This window comes from Nocardia fodinahabitans (genome assembly GCF_052983615.1).
The window spans coordinates 1,541,387-1,567,923 of record NZ_JBRJJC010000001.1; the positions used below are offsets into that span (position 1 = coordinate 1,541,387).

Consider the following 26,537-nt stretch of genomic DNA (forward strand, 5'->3'; position numbering starts at 1 on the left):
GCCGTCAGTCCTCTGCGGAGTTGTGGTAAGCCAGATCGATCAGGTCATCGATGTCGAGGTCGTCGATCGACTCCTCGGTGATGGGCTGGTCGGGCTCGTCGTGGCTGTGCTGACCCTGGGCGAGTTGCAGGAGCGCGTCCAGCAGCCCCGCGTCGCGCAGGCGCGCGAGGGGGATGGTCTGCAGGGCCCGCCGGATCTCGGCATCGGGGTGATCGGGTTGCGGTTGCCGGTCGGTGAGTTCGTCGTGGAGATAGTCGGCGAGCGCGGCGGGAGTCGGGTAGTCGAACACCAGCGTCGCGGGCAGCGCCAGACCGGTGGCGGTCTTGAGGGCGTTGCGGAACTCGATCGCGGTGATCGAGTCGAAGCCGAGTTCGCTGAAGGCCCGATCCGCGTCGACGGCATGGGCGTCGCGGTGTCCCAGTGTCGCGGCGACCTGACCACGGACGATCTCGACCAGCACGCCGTGCCGCTCCCCGTCCGGGGTTTCGGCCAGCCGGGCGCGCAACCCGGCACTCGCGTCCACGGCCGCTGCCCGGCGCGGCGCGGTCAGCCCGGCCAGCAGGGCCGGGGCGAAGCCAGCGGCCCGCATGGTGGCCAGGTCGAGCCGGGCCAGGACCGGTGCCGCCGTGTCGAGGCGGGTCGCGGCGTCGAACAGGGCCAGGCCCTGCGCCTGTGACAGCGGGAGCATGCCGGTGCGGGTCATGCGCAGCTTGTCGACCTCGCCGAGTTCGCCGGCCATGCCGCCGTCCCACAGACCCCAGGCCAGCGACTGGCCAGGCCGGCCGGTGGCCCTGCGGTGCGCCGCGAGCGCATCCAGCGCGGCGTTGGCCGCGCCGTAGTTGCCCTGGCCGGTGTTGCCGAAGGCGCCTGCCGCCGAACTGAACAGCACGAAGGCCTTCAACGGCAGGTCGCTGGTCAGCGCGTGCAGGTGCAGCGCGGCGTCGACCTTGGGGGCGAGGACGGTGTCCATCCGCGCCGCGGTGAGCGAAGCGATGGCGCCGTCGTCGAGGACGCCCGCCAGGTGGAACACCGCGGTGAGGGGGTGCGCGGCGGGGATATCGGCCAGGACGCGGGCGAGCGCGTCGCGATCGGCGACATCGCACGCATCGATCTCGACGTGCGCGCCCGAACTCTCCAGCTCCGCACGCAATGCGGCGGTGCCCGGCGCGGATTCGCCGCTGCGGCTGAGCAACCGGAGCCGACGGACACCGTGGGCACCGACCAGATGCCGGGCGAACATCCGGCCCAGCAGGCCACCGGCACCGGTGATCAGCACGGTCTCGTCCGGCTCGAAGACCGGACTCGCGACCGCACCGACCGCGGCGGCACCGATGCGGGCCAGCCGTGCGGCATGGACCTGTCCGGCACGCACCGCGACCTGTGGTTCGCCCGTGGCCAGGATCCCGCCCAGCAGCCCGTCGATGTCGGCGTCCGCGTCGACCGAGACGATCCGGCCGGGACTCTCGGACTGCGCCGACCGCACCAAACCGCCGACCGCCGCACCGGCGAGGTTCGTGATGTCCTCCCCGGCGACCGAGACCGCGCCCCGGGTCCGGACGACGAGCACCGCATTCGCGAACCGCTCGTCGCCGAGCCAGGATTGCACCGCCGACAGGACGAGATGGGTTGCGGTACGGATGTCGGCCGGTTCGTTGCCCGGCGGGCAGTCGAGCACCGCCACCGCCGGCACCCCGGCACCGAGGTCGGTCCACGCGACCGCGTCGATCTCGTGCCGCGACACCGGGATCGGTGTCCACTCGACCTGGAACAGCGCGTTGCTCACGGTGGACGCGCCCGCCGTGAGCTGCGCCGGATCCATCGGCCGCGACGCCAGGTGCCGCACCGTGGCCACCGGTGCGCCCCACTGGTCGGCCAGCTCGAGCGCGGCACCGTGCGCGCCGACCCGGGTGAGCCGGACCCGCAGCGCGGTCGCTCCGGCCGCGTGCACGGTGACACCGGACCATTCGAACGGCAGCGCGATCCCGTCCGCGGGCAGGTCACCGCCGGCGAGGAGCGCGTGCAGGGCCGAGTCGAAGAGCGCGGGGTGGATGCCGAAGCCCTCGGCACCGATCGACTCGGGCAGCGCGACCTCGGCGAACACCTCGTCGCCGCGCTGCCAGACCGCGCGCAGACCCTGGAAGAACGGGCCGTAACCGTAGCCCGCGGCCAGCAGGTCGTCGTACACCGTGCCGAGCTCCACGGGCTGGGCGTCGGCCGGTGGCCACGCGGTGAGCGCGGTGGTGGGGACCTCCGCGTCGGTCGCGAGGATGCCCTCGGCGTTCAGGGTCCACGCCGCGTCACTGTCGTCCGGGCGGGAGAAGATCCGCACCGGACGCTGCCCGGCGGGGTCCTGGTCGCCTGCCACGATGCGCAGTGCGAGGCCGCCGGTCTCGGTGAGCACCAACGGCGCCTGGAGGACCAGCTCGGCCACGGTCGCGCAGCCGACCTGTTCCGCGGCGTGCAGCGCGAGTTCGACCAGACCGGTGCCGGGGAACAGGACGGTGTCCAGGACCCGGTGGTCGGCCAGCCACGGTTGTGCCTGCGCCGACAGGCGGCCCGTGAGGGTGACCGCGTCGGAGTCGGGGTGGGTGATGACCGCCGACACCAGGGGGTGACCGGTCGCCAGCAGACCCATCGACCGTGCGTCGCCCGCGGCGGCGCCTTCGGTCATCCAGTAGCGGCGGCGCTGGAAGGCGTAGGTGGGCAGGTCGATTCGCCGCGCACCGGAACCGGCGTACAGGGCCGACCAGTCCACCGGTGTTCCGGCGACGTGCAGCCGGGCGAGCCCGGTCAGCAGCGTCGACGGATCGGCATGCTCGCGGGCGGACAGCGCGACCGTCGTCGCGGTGTCGAGGGTGTGCGCGACCATCGGCGTCAGCACCGCGTCGGGACCGATCTCGGCGAACCGGGTGACTCCCAGCTCGGCCATCGTGGCGACCGCATCGGCGAAACGCACGGTGTCGCGGACCTGGCCGACCCAGTAGGCCGGGTCGGACATCTCGTCGCCGATCCGGGCGCCGGTCACGGTGGAGACCACCGGCAGGCTCGGTCGGCCGAACGTCAATCCACTCACCACCGCACCGAATTCGGCCAGCATCGGCTCCATCAACGCCGAGTGGAACGCGTGCGACACCCGCAGCCGATGCGTCCGCCAACCGTGCTCGGCACAGCGCTCGACCACCGCGGACACCTCGGCGTCGACGCCGGAGAGCACGACCGAGGACGGACCGTTGACCGCCGCGATCGATACTTCCCCGGTCAGCAAGGGCAGCACTGCGACTTCTGGCGCACCCACCGCGACCATCGCCCCACCCGCGGGCAGCGCCTGCATCAACCGACCGCGCGCCGCCACCAGCGTGCACGCGTCGCCGAGCGACAGCACACCCGCCACATGCGCGGCGGCGACCTCACCGATCGAATGACCGGCCACCACGTCCGGGCGCACGCCCCACGATTCCAGCAGCCGGAACAGCGCCACCTCGAAGGCGAACAAGCCCGCCTGCGCGAACACCGTCCGGGTGATCAGCTCCTCGTCGTCCAGTGCCGAGGTCAACGAATCAGGCTGTCCGAGTAGTGGTTCCAGTCGCGCGACGATGCCGTCGAAATGCTCGGCGAAGACCGGATAGGTGCGCAAGCCGGTAGCCATGCCCGCCCACTGCGCGCCTTGTCCGGAGAACACGAACCCTGTCGAACCCGGCACCACCCGGCCGCGCACCGAATCCGCGACCTCCGTGCCGTCGGCCAAAGCCCGCAACTCCGCCGACCGGTCAGCGGGGTCCCCAGCCAAGACGACGGCACGATGTTCGAAGACGCCGCGCGTCGAGGCCAGCGAGAAGCCGACGTCGATCGGGTCGAGATCGCCCACTCGGGCGGCGAGCCGAGCGGCCTGATCGGCCAGCGCCTCGCCGCTACGCGCGGACAGCACCCACGGCGTCATCGCGCCGGGCGGGTCGGTCGGAGTGGCCGAATCCGCCACTGTCGGCGCCTGTTCCACGATGACGTGGGCGTTCGTGCCACTGATGCCGAACGAGGACACACCCGCACGACGCGGGCGATCCAGTGCCGGCCACTCGACCGATTCGGTCAGCAGGCGGACGTGCCCCTCGGACCAATCGACCTTCGTACTCGGCTGATCCGCGTGCAGCGTCCGTGGCAGCACCCCGTGCCGCATCGCCATGATCATCTTGATCACGCCACCCACACCAGCAGCAGCCTGAGCGTGACCGATATTCGACTTCAACGAACCCAGCCACAGCGGATGATCCTCGGCGCGATCCTGACCATAGGTCGCCAGCAAAGCCTGCGCCTCGATCGGATCACCCAACGTCGTTCCGGTGCCGTGCGCTTCGACCACATCCACCTCGGCCGGGGAGACACCCGCATTGGCGAGCGCCTGGCGGATCACCCGCTGCTGCGACGGACCGTTCGGAGCCGTGAACCCGTTGGACGCACCATCCTGATTCACCGCCGAACCCGCCAGCACCGCCAGCACCTGATGCCCCTTGCGGCGAGCATCGGAGAGCCGCTCCAGCACGAGCACGCCCGCGCCTTCGGACCAGCCGACCCCATCGGCGTCGTCGGCGAACGACTTACACCGGCCGTCCGGCGACAGTCCGCGCTGACGTCCGAATTCGAGGAACATATCCGGGGTTGCCATGACGGCCACACCACCGGCCAAGGCGAGTTCACACTCCCCCGACCGCAGTGACTGCGCGGCCAGATGCAGCGCCACCAGCGACGACGAGCACGCCGTATCCACGGTGACCGACGGCCCCTCGAGCCCGAACACATACGACACCCGGCCCGAGACCAGGCTGCCCGCCGCGCTGCTGCCGGTACCGGAGCCCTGCGCGTAGTCGTGGTACATCACGCCGGTGAACACACCGGTCGAACTGCCACGCAGCACGGCCGGGTCCAGCCCGGCACGCTCGAGCGCCTCCCACGAGACCTCGAGCAGCACCCGCTGCTGCGGGTCCATGACGGTGGCCTCGTTCGGGCTGATCCCGAAGAAGTCGGCGTCGAATTCCGCTGCCTCGTAGAGGAAGCCACCGCGGCGGGTATAGGTCTTGCCCGCCTTGCCGGGCTCGGGATCGTAGATGCCGTCGATGTCCCAGCCGCGATCGAGCGGCATGTCTCCCGCGGTGTCACCGCCGGAGGTCACCAGCTGCCACAGGTCCTCCGGTGAGGCGACACCACCCGGGTAGCGGCAGCTCATGGCCACCACCGCGATCGGCTCGTCGTCGGCGCGGACCCGGCCGACCACGCGTTCCTCGGCCGTCACCGCACCGGTGAGCTGGGCGTCGAGGAACTCCGCGACGACCCCCGGGGTGGGGTAGTCGAAGATGAGCGTGGCGGGCAGGTGCAGACCGGTCGCCGTGTTGAGCTTGTTGCGGAACTCCACGGCGCCGAGCGAGTCGAAGCCGAGCTGCTGGAACGGCCGATCGGCGACGACGGCGTCGGCCGAGGCGTGGCCGAGGATATCGGCGGCCACGGACCGGACCAGGTCGAGCAGCGCGCCGCCCCGATCGGCGTCGGACAGCCCGGCCAGCTTGCGCAGGAACGCCTGGCCCGCCGCCGTGCGAGTCGCACGACGCACAGGGGCCGGTGCGATCGCGCGCAGCAACGCCGGGATCTGCTCGCCGCGGGTCCGCAGCACGGCCGGGTCGACGCGCAACGGGACCAGCTGGGCCGTGTCGGTGGCGATGGCCGCGTCGAACAGCGCCAGCCCCTCCGCCTCGGTCAGCGGCGGGAAACCCTGCCTGCGCAGCCGGTCGAAGTCGGCTTCGGACAGGTCGGCGCCGAGTCCGGTGGCCCTGGCCCACATGCCGTAGTCGAGCGCGATCGCGGGCAGACCGAGGCGGTGCCGGTGCGCGGCGAGGGCGTCGAGGAAGACATTGGCCGCCGCGTAGTTCGCCTGCCCGGCGGGCAGGACCAGACCACCGGCCGAGGACACCAGGACGAACAGCGACAGCGCGTGCTCGGCGGTGAGTTCGTGCAGATGCCAGGCGGCGTCGGCCTTGGGCCGCAACACCTGATCGATCCGCTCCGGGGTGAGCGCCTCGATCAGCCCGTTGTCGGCGGCGCCTGCCGCGTGCACCACACCGACCAGCGGATGCTCGGCGGGCACGGTGGCGAGCAGCGCCGCGAGGGCGGCGCGGTCGGACACATCGCAGGCGGCGATGGTGACCTCGGCACCGAGTTCGACCAGCTCGGCACGCAATTCGTCCGCACCGGTCGCGGCCCGGCCGCGCCGGGAGGTCAGCAGCAGGTGGCGGACACCGTGGGCCGTCACCAGATGCCGCGCGAGCACGGCACCCAAACCGCCGGTGCCGCCGGTGATCAGGACCGTCCCGGCATCGATCGACCGCGCGATCGTGCCGGGTGTGTGGCGGGTCAGGCGCGGGACGAGCAGTGTCGTTCCGCGCAGCGCCGCCTCGGGTTCCCCGGTAGCCACGGCGGACGCGATCCGAAGCGGGTCGGGGGCGGCATCCAGGTCGAGGAGCTGGAAGCGGCCCGGGTGTTCGGCCTGTGCGGCGCGCAGCAACCCCCACACCGGTGCCTGCGCCAGGTTCACCTGGTCGGCATGCACCGCGTGCGCGGTCAGCACGACCAACCGCGCACCGTCCCATCGAGGATCGGCCAGCCACCGTTGCACGGTGTCGAGGACTCCGGCGAGGACTTCGCGGGCCGCCTCCGGCGCCGCCGCGGCATTGTTCGGGGTGACGAGCAGGACGACCTCGGGAATCACCGGATCCGGGGACGCGTCGAGGTCGGCGGTCAACGCCGCGAGATCCGCGTATCCGCGGACATCGCCCGAACCTCCGGCACCGATCAGCGCGAGGCGATCCGGCTCGACCGCCGCCGTCGACGCCGAGGCGGCGACCCAGTCGATGCCGAACAGCGACTCCGAGATCCGGTCCGCACCGAGTCGTTCGGCCGACACCGGCCGGGAGATCAAGGCGCCCACCGACATCACCGGCTGACCTTCGTCATCGGCGATCTGCAGTGCATACCTGGTGCCGTCCAGCACGATGCGGACGCGCACGGCGGCGGCGCCCGCCGCGTGCACGACGACCTGGTTCCAGGTGAACGGCAGTGCCGGGAAGCCCGCGACGCCGCCGCGCAGCCCGTGGATGATCCCCGCGTGCAGGGCCGAATCGAAGAGTGCGGGATGGATGCCGAAGCCCTCGGCATCGCGCGGATCGGGCAGCGCCACTTCGGCGAACAGCTCGTCGCCACGCTGCCAGGCCGCCTGCAGGCCCTGGAAGAACGGGCCGTATCCGTAACCGACATCTAGCAATTCGTCATAGGCGCTGTCGACGTCGATCGGCTCCGCACCGGCCGGTGGCCAGGCGGTCAGCTCGAAGTCGGCGGCCGTCTCGCCCGGTGCCAGCACACCTTCGGCGTGCAGGGCCCAGGGGCCGTCGGCGGTCTGGCGTGAGTGCACGCCGAGCCGTCGGCGACCGGCGTCATCGGGGCCGGCCACCACGACCTGCACCGCGATGCTGCCCTCGGACGGCACCGTCAGCGGCGTGTGCAGGACGAGTTCGTCCACCACCGCGCAGTCGACCAGTCCGCCGACGTAGCCTGCCAGTTCCACGAATCCGGTACCTGGCAGCAGCACGACACCGAGCACACTGTGGTCGGCCAGCCACGGCACGGCGTCCACGGACCAGCGGCCGGTGAAGCTCACTCCGCCCGACTCCGGGTGCGGCACAACGGCTCCGAGCAGCGGATGGTCCACCGCGTCGAGCCCGACCGCGGTGACGCCGCCCAGCTCGGCGCCGAGCCACGACTTCGCCAGCGCCTGCTTGGCGTCGAGCCAGAACCGGTCGTGCTGGAAGGCGTAGGTGGGCAGGTCGACGCGCCGCGCGCCGGTGCCGGCGAACACCCCGGTCCAGTCCACGGCCGCGCCGGATACGAACAGGCCCGCGACGCCGCTCAGCACCGACGACGCGTCGGCCCGGTCGCGACGCGCCAAAGCCACCACCGTCGCGGCGGCGTCGTCGATGATCTGCGTGATCATCGGGGTGAGCACGGCATCGGGTCCCACCTCGGCGAACCTGGTGACGCCCAGCTCGGCCATGGTGGCGACGGCGTCGGCGAAGCGCACCGTCGCCCTGACCTGATCGACCCAGTACGCCGGGTCCGACAGTTCGTCCTCGACGCGGCGGCCGGTCACAGTCGACACGAGATCGACGCTCGGCCGGTCGAACCGCAATTGCCCGATCACCGTGGCGAATTCGGCCAGCATCGGCTCCATCAGCGCCGAATGGAAGGCGTGCGAGACGCGCAGCCGATGGGTCCGCCACCCACGCTCGGCACACACCTCGGCCACGGCCGCGACAGCATCTTCGGGACCGGACAGCACCACCGCGCCGGGGGAGTTGACCGCGGCGATCGACACCGCGTCGCCCAGCAGCGGCAGCACCTCGGCTTCCGGCGCACCCACCGCGACCATCGCCCCACCCGAGGGCAGCGCCTGCATCAACCGACCGCGCGCCGCCACCAGCGTGCACGCGTCGCCGAGCGACAGCACACCCGCCACATGCGCGGCGGCGACCTCACCGATCGAATGACCGGCCACCACGTCCGGGCGCACGCCCCACGATTCCAGCAGCCGGAACAGCGCCACCTCGAAGGCGAACAAGCCCGCCTGCGCGAACACCGTCCGGTCGACCGAGTCGTCGTCCGACAGTGCTTCGCGCAGCGAAACCGGCTGTCCCAACAGCGGATCCAGCCCGGTGACGATTTCGTCGAAGGCGTCGGCGAACACCGGATACGCGGCATGCAGCTCGGCCGCCATGCCCGCCCACTGCGCGCCCTGACCGGAGAACACCAGTCCCGTCGCACCCGCCACCGCCCGGCCGGTCACCACCCCGGACCCGGCCGAACCGGCGGCCAGCGCCGCGATTCCCGCACGCAGACGAGGCGTGTCCTCGGCCAGGACGACGGCGCGATGCTCGAAGACACCGCGAGTGGCGACCAGCGAGAACCCGACATCCGCGGGATCGGCGCCGAATTCATCCACGTGCGCGCCCAGCCGGGCGGCCTGGTCGGTGAGGGCGTCGTCACCGCGCGCCGACAGCACCCACGGCAGCAGGCCCGCGCTGCCGCCCGTAGTCACCGAATCCGCCACCGGCGGAGCCTGTTCCACGATGACATGCGCGTTCGTGCCACTGATGCCGAACGAGGACACGCCCGCGCGACGCGGCCGATCGACCTGCGGCCACTCGACGGCCTCGGTCAGCAATCGGAGATGCCCCGCGGACCAATCCACCTTGGTACTGGGCTGATCCACGTGCAAGGTCCGCGGCAGCACACCGTGGCGCATGGCCATGACCATCTTGATCACGCCACCCACACCAGCCGCCGCTTGCGCGTGGCCGATATTGGACTTCAACGAGCCCAGCCACAGGGGCCGATCCTCGGGGCGATCCTGGCCATAGGTCGCCAGCAAAGCCTGCGCCTCGATGGGATCACCCAAAGTCGTTCCGGTGCCGTGCGCTTCGACGGCATCGACGTCGACCGGCGACACCCCAGCATTGGCCAGCGCCTGCCGGATCACCCGCCGCTGCGACGGACCGTTCGGCGCGGTCAGACCGTTCGACGCGCCGTCCTGGTTCACCGCCGATCCGGCGACGACCGCCAGCACCTGATGTCCGTTGCGGCGTGCGTCGGACAGTCGTTCCAGCACCAGGACGCCGACACCCTCGGACCAGGCGACACCGTCGGCGGCGTCGGCGAAGGACTTGCTCCGCCCGTCCGGCGCCAGCCCGCGCTGACGGCTGAACTCCACGAAGGTCTCCGGGGTCGCCATCACGGCGACACCACCGGCCAGCGCCAGATCGCACTCCCCCGAGCGCAGCGACTGCGCGGCCAGGTGCATGGCGACCAGCGACGACGAGCACGCGGTGTCGATGGTGACCGACGGCCCTTCCAGGCCGAAGACATACGACACCCGGCCCGAGGCGATGGAACCGGAGTTCGCGTTGACCGGATAGTCGTGATACATCATGCCGGTGAAGACGCCGGTCGCGCTGCCGCGCAGGACCGCCGGATCCACCCCGGCCCGCTCGAAGGCCTCCCACGAGCTCTCCAGCAGCAGGAACTGCTGCGGGTCCATCGCCGCGGCTTCGTTGGGGCTGATGCCGAAGAACGCGGGGTCGAATTCGCCCGCGCCGTGCAGGAATCCGCCCTCGTTGGTGTAGGTGGTGTTCGGCTGCTCGCCGGTGGGATCGTAGATCCGCGCGGTGTCCCAGCCACGGTTCACCGGGAACTCCGAGGTCGCGTCGACGCCGTTCGCGACCAGCCGCCACAGGTCCTCGGGCGTGCTGACGCCGCCCGGGTACCGGCAGGCCATACCGACGATCGCGATCGGATCGTCGTCGACGGCCCGGCCCGCGACGACCTCGATATCGGTTGCCGTGCCGAGGAACTCGTCGGCCAGGTGCTCGGCCAGCGCCTGCGGTGTCGGGTAGTCGAAGACGACCGTGGCGGGTAGCGCGAGACCGGTGCCGGTCTTGAGCCGGTTGCGCAGCTCGACCGCGCTCAGTGAATCGAAGCCGAGATCCTGGAAGGCGCGAGCGGGATCGATCGCGGACCCGCTGTCGTGACCGAGCACGGCCGCGATGTGGGTGCGCACGGTGTCGAGGACCAGCTGCCGCCGGCGCTCGGCATCCGCACCGGCGAGCCGAATCCGCAAGTCCGACACCACTGTCGAGGTGGCGGCGCGGCGGGTCGCCGGGGCCAGGTCCCGCAGGAGCGGTGGCAGCAGTCCGGCTTCGGCCTCGGCCCGGATCGCGGCGGTGTCGAGGACGGCGATCACCGCGTGCGGTGCGCCGTGGGCGATAGCCGCGTCCCATCCGGCCAGCGCCTGCGCATCCGGCATGGCGGTGAATCCGCTGCGGCTCATCCTGGCCACGTCGGTGTCACCGAGCTGCCCGGACATCCCGCTCGAGCGGGCCCACAGACCCCACGCCAGCGACTGCCCCGCCAGCCCGGTGGCCCGGCGATGCGCCACCAGCGCGTCGAGGAAGGTGTTGGCGGCGGCGTAGTTGCCCTGACCTGGGCCACCGACGGTGCCCGAGGCCGAGGAGAACACCACGAACGCGGACAGATTCAGATCCGCGGTCGCCTCGTGCAGATACCAGGCGGCGTCGGCCTTCGGCGCCAGGACGGTGTCGACCCGCTCGGCGGTCAACGAGGCGATGACTCCGTCGTCGAGTACACCGGCGGCATGGATCACCCCGGTCAACGGCCACTGCTCGGGCACCTCACCCAGCAGCGCGGCCACCGCTGCGGCATCGGTGACATCACCCGCCACCACCCGCACCTGCGCCCCGGACTCCGCCAGCTCGGCAGTCAGCGCATCCACGCCCTCGGCCTGCGGACCCCGACGGCTCACCAGCAGCAGCGAGCGCACCCCGTGCTCGGCCACGATGTGCCGAGCGATCACCCCACCCAGACCACCGGTTCCACCGGTGATCAGAACCGTCCCCGCACCGAAAGCACCCGCGCCGGTAGCGGCCACGTCCATGCCGGCAGCGACAACGCCCGCGCGGGTCCCGGTGCTCGCGGCGCTGGGGCCGGTGGGCCTGGTGAGCCGGGCGGTGTGGGTGACGCCGTCGCGGATGACGACCTGAGGTTCGCCCACAGCCAGGACGGTGGCCGCGAGGTTCTCGTCGACGACCGTGTCGGCGTCGACGAGGACGATTCGGCCGGGGTCCTCGGTCTGGGCGGAGCGCACCAGGCCCCAGACCGCCGCACCGGGGAGGTCGGTGAGGTCATCGCCGGGGAGCGCGGCCGCGCCGCGCGTGGCGATCACGAGGGTGCTCGTGGCGAAGCGGTCCTGGGCCAGCCACGGCTGGATCACCGCGAGGATCCGGGTGACCTCGGTGTGGGTGGTCGTCACCACGTCCGCGCCGGTGGGTGCGGTCCAGCCGGATCCGGCTTCGACCACGACAACCGGCGGCACCGGTGATTCCGCGTCGAGCTGGTCCCACCGGCCGATGGTCGCGGGCATGGTGACGGGTTCGGCCGTGACCGGCGACCAGGTCAGTTCGAGGAGGGGCGCGGCGGGCTTGCCCACGCCTGCCGTGAGCTGGTCGAGTGGCGTCCGACGGGTGGTCAGCGTGCCGGACAGGACCGGGCGGCCCTGGTCGTCGGTGGCTGTGAAGGACACCGACGATCCCGTCGAGGCCAGCCGCACCCGCAGCACGGAGGCGCCGGCCGCACGCAGCGAGACCGACTCCCACGAGAAGGGCAGCACCACCTGACCGGTCGGGATGGCGAACGGCGAGTGCGCTTGCTCCGCATCGGTTTCCAGCACGCCTGCGAGCAGACCGGCTTGCATGGCCGCGTCCAGCAGTGCCGGATGGATACCGAATCCTTCGGCCCTGACGCCGGTTTCGGCATCGAGGGCGACCTCGGCGAATACCTCGGCACCGCGCCGCCACAGCGCCCGAACACCCTGGAATGCCGGACCGTAGTCGTATCCACGCGCCAGCAGAGCCGCGTACGCGGCTTCGATATCGATGCCGGTCGAGGCGGGCGGCCAGGTCTCCGAGGCGGTGTCGATCGCCGCGGACTCACCGGCCAGCAGGCCGCGCGCGTGCAGCGACCACTGTCCGTCACGGTCGTGTTCGCCGCGCGAATAGATCGAGACCGATCGGTGCGGCGCATCGTCGTCGGCCCCGCCGACCACCACCTGGACCTGCACCCCACCCGCCGCGGGCAGCAGCAGCGGTGCCTGCAAGGTCAGTTCCTCGATCACCGGATACCCGGCCTCGGCGCCCGCGCGCAGTGCCAGCTCCACGAACCCGGTGCCGGGCAGCAAGACCGCACCCGCGACCACATGGTCGGCCAGCCATGGCTGGGTCGCGACCGACAGCCGACCGGTCAGCAGGACACCACCGGACTCCGGCTCCGACACCACCGCGCCCAGCAGCGGATGACGGACCGCACCCAGCCCGGCCCACTCGACATCGGCGGCGCCGACGGAGGTCTCGAGCCAGTAGCGGCGGCGCTGGAAGGCATAGGTGGGCAACGCGACTCGCGCGACCGGTCGCGCGGCGAAGAACGCCGCCCAGTCGACATCGACACCGACCGCGTCGGCACTCGCCGCGCACCGCACGAACTGCTCGACCTCGGCCTGTCCGCGCCGCGCACCCGCGATCACCAGCGACTGCGCCTCGATATCGTCGGGCAGGCACTGCCGGGTCATCGCGGACAGCACCGCGTCCGGCCCTATCTCCACGAACCGCCGCACACCCGAGGACACGAGAGTCTCCACACCACGGGCGAACCGGACGGCTTCGCGCACCTGCCGGACCCAGTAGCCGGGTTCGAGCACCTCGTCGCCCGCGAGCTCACCGGACAGATTCGAGACCAGGGCCAGCTGTGGGCGCTGATAGGTCACACCCCGTGCGACGGCCTCGAATTCGGCCAGCATCGCGTCCATGCGGTGCGAGTGGAACGCGTGCGACACCGTCAGGCGCGAGGTCTTGCGGCCGCGCTCGGCGAACAGCCGCTCGACCGCCGTCACCGCGTCCTCGTCCCCGGAAACAACCACGGAGGTCGGCGAATTCACCGCCGCGATGGACAGGGCGTCCGCATGGGCGGTGAGGGCGTCGGCGATCTCGGCCGCACCGGCTGCGACGGCCAGCATCGCGCCGCCCTCCGGCAGCTGACCCATGAGGCGGCCACGGGCCGCCACCAACCGGCACGCGTCCGGCAGCGACCACACGCCGGCGAGGTAGGCGGCGGCCAGCTCACCGATCGAATGACCGAGCAGGACATCCGGTGTCACACCGAACGATTCCCACAGCCGGTACTGCGCGACCTCGTAGGCGAACAGGGCGGGTTGGGTGTACTCGGTGCGATGGAGCGAGCCGCCGTCACCGTCGAACATCAGCTGCCGGAGCGAGACTCCCAGCAGCGGATCGAACTGCGCGCAGACCTCGTCGAGCGCGGCAGCGAACACCGGGAACGCCTCGTACAGCGCGCGTCCCATGCCGTCGCGCTGCGCGCCCTGGCCGGTGCACAGGAACGCGGTCTTGCGCAGCACCGCCTGGCCCGTGGTCACCCCACCGGCGGGTGACGCCTCCGCGAGGGCGGTCAGTCCGGCGAGCATCTCGTCCCGGTCGGCGGCCACGAACGCGCCGCGCCATTCCAGCCGGGCACGCGTGGTCGACAGGGAGTAGCCGATGTCGTCGACCGTCAGCTCGGGATGTTCGATCGCCCAGCGCAGCAGCTTGGCCGCTTGTTCCCGCAGGGCTGCTTCGGATTTCGCGGAGACCGACAGCGGTGTGACCCCCAGCGCGACAACCGGCGGCGCGTCGTCGGCCGCCTCGACCGCGGCGGGAGCTTCCTCCAGGATGACGTGGGTATTGGTGCCACTGGCGCCGAACGAGGACACGCCCGCACGGCGCACCCGTTCGCCCGCGGGCCACGGCTCGGCCGCGGTGAGCAGCCGCACCGTTCCCGCCGACCAGTCCACGTGCGGCGTTGGGGCGTCGACATGCAGTGTCGCGGGCAGCATTTCGTGCCGCATCGCCTGCACCATCTTGATCACGCCACCGACACCGGCCGCGGCGGAGGTGTGGCCGATATTCGACTTGAGCGAGCCGATGCGCAGCGGGTCGCCGGTGCGATCGCGGCCGTAGACGGCGATCAGGGCCTGCGCCTCGATCGGGTCGCCGAGGGTGGTGCCGGTGCCGTGCGCCTCGACGGCGTCGATATCGGCGGGCGTCAGACCGGCATTGGCCAGGGCCTGCGCGATCACCATCTCCTGCGAGGGACCGTTCGGCGCCGTCAGTCTGCTGCTCGCGCCGTCCTGGTTGACCGCCGTACCGCGCACCACCGCGAGGATCTGGTGGCCGTGGCGGCGGGCGTCCGAGAGCCGCTCGACCACGAGCATGCCGAGTCCCTCGGAGAAGCCGGTGCCGTTCGCCCCGGCCGCGAACGCCTTGCAGCGGGCATCCGGCGACAGCGCGCGCTGGCGGCCGAAGGCGATCAGCAGCGTGGGATCCGACATCACGGTCACGCCACCGACCAGCGCGAGCGAGGTATCACCCTGGCGCAGTGCCTGGCACGCGAGATGCAGGGCGACCAGCGACGACGAGCACGCGGTGTCCACCGACAGCGCCGGACCCTTGAGACCGAAGGTGAACGACACCCGCCCGGACAGCACACTGGCCGAAACACCCGGGTAGGCATGGCCTTCCGCCTCGGCGGTCAGGCCGGGCGTGCCCACGCGCGGGCCGTAGTCCTGGTGGATCACGCCCGCGAACACGCCGGTGTCGCTGCCGCGCAACGACACCGGGTCGATCCCCGCGTCCTCCAGCGCCTCCCAGGCGGCCTCGAGGAACAGCCGCTGCTGCGGGTCCATCGCCTCCGCCGCGCGCGGGCCGATCCCGAAGAACGCGGCGTCGAAATCGCCTGCCGCGTCCAGGAACCCGCCCTCGCGGGTGTAGATCGAGCCCGCCGCGTCGGGGTCGGGATCGAACAGGCGCTCGAGGTCCCAGCCACGGTCGGCCGGGAACGGGCCGACCGCGTCGGTGCCGGTCGCGACCAGGTCCCACAGCTGGGCCGGAGTCTCGACGCCGCCGGGATACCGGCAGCTCATGCCGACGATCGCGATCGGCTCGGCGGCCCGCTCCGCGAGCTGGTCGATGTGCTTGTTGGCCGCGCGGAGTTCTCCGGTGAGCTTGCGCAGATACCGGCTGAGTCGTTCCTCGTTGCTGGTGCCGGGGTTGCTCATGCTGGGCCAAACTCCTCGTCGATCAGATCCAAGAGCTCACTGCCGGAAGGCAGGTCGAGATCGTCGTACTCACTGTCCGACCAGCGGCCGGACAGGTAGGTGCGCAGACGGTTGTTGACGCCACGCAGGCCGGCGACGGTCTCGTCGTCGTCGCCCGCGGTGGCGATGATCCGGTCGAGCAGCGACTCGAGCCGGGCGATGTCGTCGGGTGTCGCCGCCGGGGTGGACGGTGCGATCACCGTGGTCCGCGCCAGCAGGTAGTCGGCGAGGTCACCGGCGGTCGGGTAGTCGAACGCCAGGGTCGACGGCAGCGACAGGCTCGTCAGGTTCGACAGCCGGTTGCGGAACTCGACGGCGCCGAGCGAGTCGAAGCCGAGTTCGTCGAAGCCGCGATCGGGGGCGATCTCGTCGGCCGAGGCGTAGCCGAGCACCGCGGCGACGGTGTCGCGCACCAGGTCGAGCACGAGGCCACGACGCTTCGTCTCGGCCACCCCGTGCAGGCGCTCGCCGAGCGAGGGTTCGGTGCTCGTGCTCGCGACCGCCCGGTCCCTGGTGCGGACGAAGCCGCGCAGGGCGCCGGGCACCGGGCCGCTGTGCGCTTCGATGCGGAGCTTGTCGGTGTCCAGGTGGACCAGCGCCTGCACGGGTTCGGCACCGGTCAGCGCGTCGTCGAACAAGCGCAGGCCGTCGGCGCGGTCCAGCGGGGCCAGGCCGAGCCGCTCCATCCGGCTCAGGGCGAGCCGGTCCAGGGTGCCGGTCATGCCGATGTCCTGCTGCCACGGTCCCCATGCGAGGGACAGCGCGGGCAGACCTTCGGCCCGGCGCCGGATCGCGAGGGCGTCCAGGAAGCTGTTGGCGGCGGCGTAATTCGCCTGTCCCGCCGAGCCGAGCACGCCGGCGATGGAGGAGAACAGGACGAACGCGGACAGGTCCAGGTCGCGGGTGAGCTCGTGCAGGTGCCAGGCCGCGTCGGCCTTCGGCGCGAACACCCGATCGACCTGGTCGGCGGTGAGGGCGTGGAACGTGCTGTCTTCCAGCAGGCCCGCGGTATGGACGACGCCGGTGAGCGGCTGCTCGGCGGGCACGCTGGTGAGCAGGTCCCGGAGCGCGTCGCGGTCGGTGACATCGCACGCCGCGATCCGCACCTCGGCACCGAGGCCGGACAGCTTCGCCACGAGTTCCGCGGCGCCGTCGGCACTGTCACCACGGCGCGACGCCAGCAGGAGCCGTCGCACACCATGGGTGGTGACCAGATGCTGGGCCAGCAACGCACCCAATCCGCCGGTGCCGCCGGTGATCAGCACCGTGCCATGGCCGAACGAGAGAGGTTCCGTGGCCGGTGCGGTCACGGGCTCCAGACGCGGTGACAGGACCCGGTCGCCACGGACCGCGACCTGCGGTTCACCGGTCGCGATCGCGGCCCGGATCGCGTCGGCCGACACGGGTGCCGCGTCGGCGTCGACCAGGACGATCCGCCCCGGGTACTCGGTCTGCGCGCTGCGGATCAGGCCGGTGACCGCGGCCGCCGCGACCTCCGGTGATTCCTCGGGCAGTCCGGCCGCCCGCCGGGTGACCACCACCAGCCGCGACCGGGCGAACCGGTCGTCGGCCAGCCAGCCCCGGACCGTTTCCAGCGCGGTCTTCACCCGATCTCCGGCCGCCGAATCCTGCTGCGCTCCCGTCATTTCGGACCAGACGACAAGGTCGGGAACCGGTGCCGCCGCGGCGAGCGCCGCCAGATCCGGGTAACGATCGTCGATCCCGAGCACCGGCGCGGCACCGAGCACGGCGGCGCTGCCGGGTGGCGCGAGGCCCTCCGGTGTCCCGACCGCTGTCCAGCGCACCCCGTACCGGCCCGCCCGGCCACCGGCCAGGTTGGCGCGGAACTGCTGGACGTCGTAGGAGCGCATGACCACTTCGTCGATGGAGACGACCGGGTTGCCGTCCTGGTCGACGGCGACGACGGTGATGGTCTCGCTGTCGCGCTGGATGGCCATCACCCGCAGGGAGGTCACCTTGCTGGTGGTGTGGAAGCGGGTCGCGCCCCAGCGGAACAGCAGTTTGCCCTCGGCGGGATTGTTCGCTTCCGCCGACCAGATCAGGCAGACCAGTCCGGCGTGCATCACCATGTCGAACAGCGCCGGATGCAGCTGGAACCGGTCGGCCGGGACCTCCTGGCTCAGGGTCACCTCGGAGAAGATGGTGTCCCCGGTGCGCCACGCACCCTCGATGCCGTAGAACGACGGGCCATACTCCAGTCCGGCCACCCGGCCCACCTGGGCCGGAATCCAGGCGGGGTCGACCGGTGCGGCGCCGACCGGCGGCCACGGCTCGGCGCGCAGCATCGCCATCAGCCCGATGTCGGACAGCTGGTGACCGCTCAGCACGCCGCTGGCATTGCGCGTCCACTCGGTGTCGGCCGCGTCGGCGAGCCGGTAGTGGAAGGTGAACGACCGGCGTCCCGCGGAATCCGGCTCCCGCACCAGGACCTGGAGCTCCACGGCCCCCTCGGCGGGCGGGAGGATCGGCGCCTCGAGGGTGAGCTCCTCGACCGCGCCGCAACCGATGCGGGCACCGGCGACCAGCAGCATCTCCATGAGCGCGGCGCTCGGCACCAGCACGACGCCGTACGTCATGTGGTCGGCGATCCAGGGGTGGGTGCGCAGCGACAAGCGGCCGGTGAACAGCCACTCGTCCCGGTCGGCCACCCGCACCACGTCGGTGAGCAGCGGATGTTCCGCCGTGGCCGCCCCGGCGTCACCGGGCGCGGGTTCGAGCCAGAACCGCCGATGCTCGAAGGCATAGGTGGGCAAGGGGACTCGCGAGACCCGGCCCGCGCTGAACAGCCCGGTCCAGTCCAGCGTCGCCCCGGCGACGTGTGCCTGGGCGAGCATGGTCAGGAACTGTTCGACCTCGTCGTGCTCGCGGCGGGCCGCCGCGGCGACCACCGACCGCTCCTCGATCTCGGCGGGCAGGGTCTGGCGGGTCATCGCCGCGAGAACCGCGTCGGGGCCGATCTCGAGGAATCGCCGCACTCCCGAGCTCACCAGGGTCTCGATGCCCGGCGCGAACCGCACCGCACCGCGCACCTGCGCGACCCAGTACGCCGGGGCCAGCATCTCGTCCCCGGCGAGCGCACCGGAGACGTTGGACACCAGCGGAATTCGCGGGGCATGGTAGGTGACGCCCGCCGCCACCGCCTCGAACTCGGCCAGCATCGGCTCCATCCGATGCGAGTGGAACGCGTGCGAGACCCGCAGCCTGCTGGTCTTGCGGCCCTGCTCGGTGAACCGCTGATCGACCGCGTCGACCGCGTCGTCGTCACCGGAGATCACCACGGCGGCAGGCGCGTTCACGGCGGCCACCGACACCCGATCACCGAATTCCGCGATGGCCGTGGCGACTTCGTCCTCGGTCGCGGCGACGGCCAGCATCGCACCGCCCTCGGGCAGCGCGTCCATCAGCGAGCCGCGAGCCGCGACCAGCGCGCAGGCGTCGTCCAGGGACCACACACCCGCGACGTGCGCCGCGGCCAGTTCACCGATGGAGTGCCCGATCACCAGGTCCGGGACGAGCCCGAACGACTCCACCAGCCGGTACAGCGCCACTTCGAAGGCGAAGAGCGCGGGCTGGGTCAGCCGGGTCCGGTCCAGGATCCCGCTCGCCGCGGCAACGCCCTGGTCGTCGAGCAGGTGTCCGGTGAACATGGCCTGCTGCAGGGAACAACCCAGCAGCGGGTCGAACCGGGCGCACACCTCGTCGAGTGCGGCGGCGAAGACCGGGAACGTCGCGGCCAGACCCGCGCCCATCCCGATCCGCTGCGCGCCCTGACCGGTGAACAGGAACGCGGTCTTCCCGGAAAACACCGTGCCGGACACCACACCGGTCGAGACGGTACCGGCGGCCAGTGTGCCCAGCCGGTCCAGCAGATGATCGCGGTCGCCGCCGAGAACCGCCGCGCGGTACTCGTGCTGCGCACGGCTGGTCGCGAGCGAATACGCCACGTCGGCCGGATCGGCGTCGGGATGGTCGAGCAGCCAGGTCCGCAGTCTCGCCGCCTGGGCCGCGAGCGCGGTCCGGCTCCTGGCCGACACCAGCAGCGGCACCGTGCGCGGACCATCGGCGGCCCGCTGGGCGACTGCCGATCGGGTGGCGGGGGCTTCTTCGAGGATCGCGTGAGCGTTGGTCCCGCTGACACCGAACGACGACACACCGGCCCGGCGCACCGGCCCGCCCGCGCGCCACGGTTCCGGCTCGGTCAGCAAGCGCACCGATCCCGCCGACCAATCCACATGCGGGGACGGCACTTCCGCGTGCAGGGTCGCGGGCAGGGTTTCGTTGCGCAGCGCCTGCACCATCTTGATCACGCCACCGACACCGGCCGCCGCGACCGTGTGGCCGATATTCGATTTGATCGAGCCGATCCGCAGCGGCTCGCGGTCGCCACGGTCCTGGCCGTAGGCGGCGATCAGCGCGTTGGCCTCGATCGGGTCACCCAGCGGGGTGCCGGTGCCGTGCGCTTCCACCGCGTCCACGTCGGCGGGGGTGAGTCCGGCGCTGGCCAGCGCCTGGGCGATCACCCGTTCCTGGGACGGGCCGTTCGGCGCGGTCAGCCCGTTGCTCGCGCCGTCCTGGTTGACGGCCGTGCCCCGGACCAGGGCGAGGACATCGTGTCCAAGGCGCCGGGCGTCGGAGAGCCGTTCCAGCACCAGCACGCCGACACCCTCGGCGAACGCGACGCCGTCGGCCGCGTCGGAGAACGCCTTGCAGCGCCCGTCCGGCGACAGGCCACGCTGCCGCGCGAAATCGACGTAGAGGTAGGGGGTCGCCGCGACGGTCACGCCACTGGCCAGCGCCAGCGAACTCTCGCCCTGGCGCAGCGCCTGGCAGGCCAGGTGCAGGGAGACCAGCGACGACGAGCACGCGGTGTCCACGGTGACCGCGGGACCCTCGAGTCCGAGGACATAGGCCACGCGCCCGGAGATCACACTGCTGGTGGTGCCGGTGAGCCGGTAGCCCTCCAGATCGCCCACCACGCGATCGACATAGCCCGACGCCCCCGCGCCGGCGAAGACGCCGGTGTCGCTGCCGCGCAGCGTGCTCGGGTCGATACCCGCGTCTTCCAGTGCCTCCCACGACACCTCGAGCAGCAACCGCTGCTGCGGGTCCATCGCGGACGCCTCACGCGGGCTGATCCCGAAGAAGCCGGGATCGAAATCGCCCGCGTCGTAGAGGAATCCGCCACGGTTGGTGTACACGGTCCCCGGCTTGTCGGGGTCGGCGTCGAGCAGTCGCGGCAGATCCCAGCTGCGATCCGCGGGGAATTCGCCGGTGGCGTCGATACCGGCAGCGACGAGCTCCCAGAGCTGCTGGGGTGATTCGACGCCGCCCGGGAAGCGGCAGGCCATGCCGACGATCGCGATCGGTTCGTCGGCCCGTACCCGGCGCACGGTTTTGGTGGCGGGCCCGGCGGCCGTCGGCGTGACGCGGGACCGCACGAGCTCGGCCACCGCCGCCGGGGTCGGGTGGTCGAACACCAGGGTCGACGGCAGTGGCAGGCCGGTGGCCTTGCCGAGCCGGTTGCGGAACTCCACGCCGCCCAGGGAATCGAAGCCGATCTCGTCGAAACGCTGGTCCGGCCGGATATCGCTGCCCGACTCGTGGCCGAGCACCGCGGCGGCCTGGGTCAGCACGACGTCGAGGATCAGCTCGCCGCGACGCGCCTCGGGGACCTCGGCCAGCTGCGCGGCCAGCGAGCCCACCGGCGACACGGTCGCCGCCTGCGCCGGGCGGGCCGAGCGTCGCACGTAGCCGCGAAGGACGGCGGGAACAGCCGCGGGATCGGTCTCCCGGCGCAGCGCGGCGGCATCGAATCGGATCGGCGCCAGGCGCGCGCCGGTGTGCGCGAGTGCCTCGTCGAACAGGCGCAGGCCGTCGAGCTCCGCGAGCGGGCTCAGGCCCAGCCGATCCCACCGCGCGAGCGCGGCACCATCGAGGCCACCGGTCATCCCGCTGCCCTGGTTCCACGGTCCCCACGCCAGCGACGTGGCGGCGAGGCCATCGGTCCGGCGCCGCTGTGCCAGGGCGTCGAGGACGCCGTTCGCGGCGGCGTAGTTGCCCTGCCCCGCGGAGCCGAGCACCGTCGCGATCGACGAGAACAGCACGAACGCCGACAGCGTCCGGTCCAGGGTCAGCTCGTGCAGGTGCCAGGCGCCGTCGACTTTCGGTGCCAGCACGCGGTCCACCTGATCATCGGTCAGCGTCGCGACCGTGCCGTCCGCGAGCACTCCGGCGGTGTGCACGATGCCGGTCAGTCCGGCGCCGATGCCGTCGAGCAGGTCGCGCACCGCCTCCCGCTCGGCCACATCGCAGGCCACGACCCGTGCCTGGGCGCCCAGTCGCGCCAGCTCGGCCACCAGTTCGGTGGCGCCCGCCGCCGCGGGACCGTGACGGGAGGTCAGCACCAGATCACGCACACCGTGCGCGGTGACGAGGTGGCGGGCGAACAGCGCACCGAGGCCACCGGTACCGCCGGTGATCAGCACGGTGCCGTCGCCGAAGGACACGGGTGTCGCGTCCGGGGTGGCCGCGCGCACCAGTCGCGGCGTCAGCAGCCGGCCGTCGCGCACCGCGACCTGCGGTTCGCCGGATCGCAGGACGTCGGCGATCCGATCCGCATCGAGTGGCGTGGCCGGGTCCTCGTCGACCAAGACGAACCGGTCCGGGTGCTCCGACTGCGCGCTGCGCAGCAGACCCCAGATCGCGGCCGCGGCGAGATCGGGTGTCTCACCGGGCATTCCGGTGCCGCCCGTCGTCACGACGAGCAGCCGGGTAGCCGACAGCCGCTCCTCGGCGAGCCAGAGTTTCAGCGTCGCCAAGATATCGCGGACACCCGACCGCACCGCTTCCGGACTGTCGACGGTCTGCGCACCGACGGCCCGCCACACCACGACAGCCGGAACGGACTCAGCCACAGCGAGATCCGCCACGGACGCGAATGTCACGTCGATTCCGGGCACCGTCGTGTTCGCAAGGGTGGCCGTCGCCGGAACGCTCGCCGACCCGGCGATGTCGGCCGGCTCCCATTGCACCTGATGAAGACCGGCCTCCGCACCGGCGACCGCGCTCCGGAATTCCTTCACGTCGTACGGGCGCATCACGACCGCGTCGACCGAGATGATCGGCGTGCCTTCGGGATCGATCGCCGCGACGGAGATGGTCTCCGGGCCGGACGCGACCGCGATGACGCGCAGCGATGTCACCTCCGCGGGCCACTGCCCCGAGGCGTGGAATCGCGCACCGCCCCACCGGAACAGCAGTCGGCCGGTGTCGGGATCAGGATTCGCGTCGCCCCAGAGCAACCGGGAGAACCCCGCGTGCATGACCATGTCCAGCAGCGCGGGGTGCAGGTGGTGGCGGCCCGCTTCGGGCGCCGCGTCGAGATTCAGGGCGATCTCGGAGAAGACGGTGTCGTCCCGCTGCCACGCGGCGCGTACGCCGAGGAAGGCCGGACCGTACTCGAGCCCGGCGTCGCGGGAGATCCGCGCCGGAAGTCCTGCGCAGTCCACGGGTTCGGCGTCGGCGGGCGGCCAGTCCTCGTCCCGCAGCCGCTCCGACAGGGCCGAGTCACCGTCCCAGCGGGCGGCCAACGCGCCGGTGGCGTTGTGCACCCATACCGACTCCGGCGAGGTCCGGAAGTAGAACTCGAACGGGCGACGCCCCGAGTCGTCGGCGGCCTGCACCAGGACCTGGAGCTCGATCTCGGCATCGTCGGTCGGCAGGATCGGCGCCTGCAAGGTCAGCTCGTCGACGACCGCGCAGCCGATCCGCGCACCGGCCGCGAGCAGGAACTCGATCAAGGTCGCGCTCGGCACGACCACCACGCCGTAGGTCAGGTGATCGGCGATCCACGGCTGGGTGCGGAGCGCGAGCCTGCCGGTGAGCAGCCACTCGTCGGTGCCGGCCACCCCGACCACACCCGTCAGGATCGGATGATCCGAGGCACCGGCCGAGCCGGCGTGCTCGGGCTGCAACCAGTAGCGCCGACGTTGGAAGGCGTAGGTAGGCAGGGGAATCCGGCGCACGGGCCGACCCGCGAACAGCGGAGCCCACCGCACCGGCACACCCGCGACCTGGAATTGCGCCAGCGCCGTGACGAACTGTGTCACCTCGTCGACCGACCGCCGGGAGGTCGCCGCCGCCGTCGACACCGACTCGGCCTCGGGCTGCTCGGCCAGGCACTCGCGAGTCATGGCCGTGAGCACCGCGTCCGGGCCCAGCTCCACGAATCGCCGCGCACCCGCCGCGACCAGGGCGTCCACGCCCGGCGCGAACCGCACGCAGCCGCGCACCTGGCGCACCCAGTACTCGGGCTCGGTCACCGCGGCGTCCGCGAGCGCACCGGACTCGTTCGACACGATCGGCACGCGCGGCGCCGTGTACGCGATACCGGTCGCCACCGTGCGGAATTCGGCCAGCATGGGCTCCATCCGCGCGGAATGGAAGGCATGGCTGACCCGCAACCGGCTCGTCCGTACCCCCTCGGCGGTCAGCTGCCGCTCGATCTCCTCGATCGCGTCGGCCTCCCCGGACAGCACCGCCGACCACGGACCGTTCACCGCCGCGATCGACACCCGATCACCGAGTCCGGCGACGATCTCGCCCGCCCGCGCGGCGGTGACCGCCACCGCGAGCATCGCGCCACCGACCGGCAGCGCGCCCATCAGCCTGCCCCGCGCCGCCACCAGCGCACACGCGTCCGGCAACGACCACACCCCGGCCACAGACGCGGCCGCCAGCTCGCCGATCGAGTGCCCGATCAGGAAATCCGGTGTCACGCCGAAGGACTCGACCAGCCGGAACATCGCTACCTCGAAGGCGAACAGGGCGGGCTGGGTGAACTCGGTCCGATCGAGCACTCCGTCGGCGTCGGTGAACATCACCTCACGCAGCGACCGTCCGAGCAGCGGATCGAATTCCGCGCACAGCTCGTCCAGAGCCGCCGCGAACACCGGGAACGCGCGATACAGGTCCGCACCCATGCCTACCCGCTGCGCACCCTGACCGGTGCACAGGAACGCCGTGCGCTCTGCGGCCGCCTTCGCCTCGAGCACGCCGGGCGCGCCCGCCGCCAGCTCGGCCAGCCCGGCCAGCAGCTCGTCCCGATCCCGGCCGACGACCGCGCCGCGCCAGTCCAGCAGCGCCCGCGAGGTCGTCAACGCGTGCGCCACGTCGCGGACATCGCGTTCGGGGTCGCTGATCAGCCACTGCCGCAGGCGGTCCGCCTGGGCACGCAGGGCCTCGCCGGACTTGGCCGACAGCACCAGCGGAACGACCTCCGGCACGACGGGGGTCGCGATCGGCTCGGCGTCGTCGACCGGCTCGGCGGGCGCCTCCTCGAGGATCAGGTGCGCGTTGGTGCCGCTGGCTCCGAACGAGGACACTCCCGCCCGCCGGGTCCGCTCCCCCGCCGGCCACTGCGCGTTGTCCCGCAACAGCTCCACGGTGCCCGCCGACCAATCCACGTGGGGCGTCGGCGCATCCACGTGCAGGGTCTTCGGCAGCAGGCCGTGGCGCAACGCCTGCACCATCTTGATCACGCCGCCGACGCCCGCCGCCGCCGAGGTGTGCCCGACATTCGACTTGAGCGACCCCAGCCGCAGCGGCGCACCCGCGCGCCGCGCGCCGTAGACGTTGATCAGCGCCCGCGCCTCGATCGGATCCCCGAGCATCGTGCCGGTACCGTGCGCCTCGACGGCGTCGATGTCGGCGGGCTCGAGACCCGAGTTCGCCAGCGCCTGCGCGATGACCCGCTCCTGCGACGGACCGTTCGGCGCGGTCAGGCCGTTGCTCGCGCCGTCCTGGTTGACCGCGCTGCCGCGCACCACCGCCAGCACCGGGTGCCCGAGCCGCCGCGCGTCCGACAGCCGCTCCAGCACCAGCACGCCCAGGCCTTCGGAGAAGCCGGTCCCGTCCGCGGCGGCCGCGAACGCCTTGCACCGGGCATCCGGGGACAGCGCACGCTGACGCGCGAACGCGATCAGCAGGGAGGGATCCGACATCACGGTGACGCCACCGGCCAGCGCGAGGGTGGCATCACCCTGACGCAGAGCCTGACAGGCCAGATGCACCGCGACCAGCGAAGACGAGCACGCGGTGTCGACCGAGAGGGCCGGGCCCTTGAACCCGAAGGAGTAGGCGATCCGCCCGGACAGCACGCTGTTCGACACACCCAGGTAGGCATGGCCTTCCGTCTCGGCGCTGATCGTCGCCGAGCCGATGCGCGGGCCGTAGTGCTGATGGATGACACCGGCGAACACTCCGGTATCGGTGCCGCGCAACGACACCGGATCGATCCCGGCGTCCTCGAGCGCTTCCCAGGACGCCTCGAGCATCAACCGCTGCTGCGGGTCCATCGCGGCGGCCTCGCGCGGGCCGATCCCGAAGAAGGCCGCGTCGAAATCGCCGATGGCGTCGAGGAATCCGCCGTCACGGGTGTAGACCGTGCCCGGTGCGTCCGGGTCGGTGTCGAAGAGCCGTTCCAGGTCCCAGCCACGATCGGCCGGGTAGCCCCCGACGGCGTCCACCCCGTCCGCGGTCACCCGCCACAGATCCTCGGGTGACCGCACGCCGCCGGGATACCGGCAGGCCATGCCGACGATGGCGATGGGCTCCTGCGACCGGTCGGTGAGCTCACGGAGCTGCTGTTTGGTCTCGTACAGCTCTTTCGCGGTCTTCTTGAGATACCGGCGAAGCTCGTCGTTGTCGGCCATCG

The 26,537-nt window shown here is 71.9% G+C and carries 2 protein-coding genes; both read right to left on the reverse strand.

Annotated elements, in window-relative coordinates; genetic code table 11:
- Positions 1-4: 4 nt before the first annotated feature.
- Positions 5-15,763 carry an SDR family NAD(P)-dependent oxidoreductase gene (locus tag NV348_RS07320; RefSeq protein ID WP_447146329.1) on the reverse strand — a complete coding sequence of 5,253 codons (15,759 nt, stop codon included), beginning with the start codon at positions 15,761-15,763 and terminating at the stop codon, positions 5-7.
- Positions 15,760-26,535 carry a type I polyketide synthase gene (locus NV348_RS07325; RefSeq protein WP_447146330.1) on the reverse strand — a complete coding sequence of 3,592 codons (10,776 nt, stop codon included), beginning with the start codon at positions 26,533-26,535 and terminating at the stop codon, positions 15,760-15,762. The genes NV348_RS07320 and NV348_RS07325 overlap by 4 nt, the downstream gene beginning before the upstream one ends.
- Positions 26,536-26,537 lie beyond the last annotated feature (2 nt).

Bases quoted from the DNA above. Each gene is read 5' to 3' on its own strand.
- NV348_RS07320 (WP_447146329.1), bottom strand. From the start codon at position 15,763: ATGAGCAACCCCGGCACCAGCAACGAGGAACGACTCAGCCGGTATCTG.
- NV348_RS07325 (WP_447146330.1), bottom strand. From the start codon at position 26,535: ATGGCCGACAACGACGAGCTTCGCCGGTATCTCAAGAAGACCGCGAAA.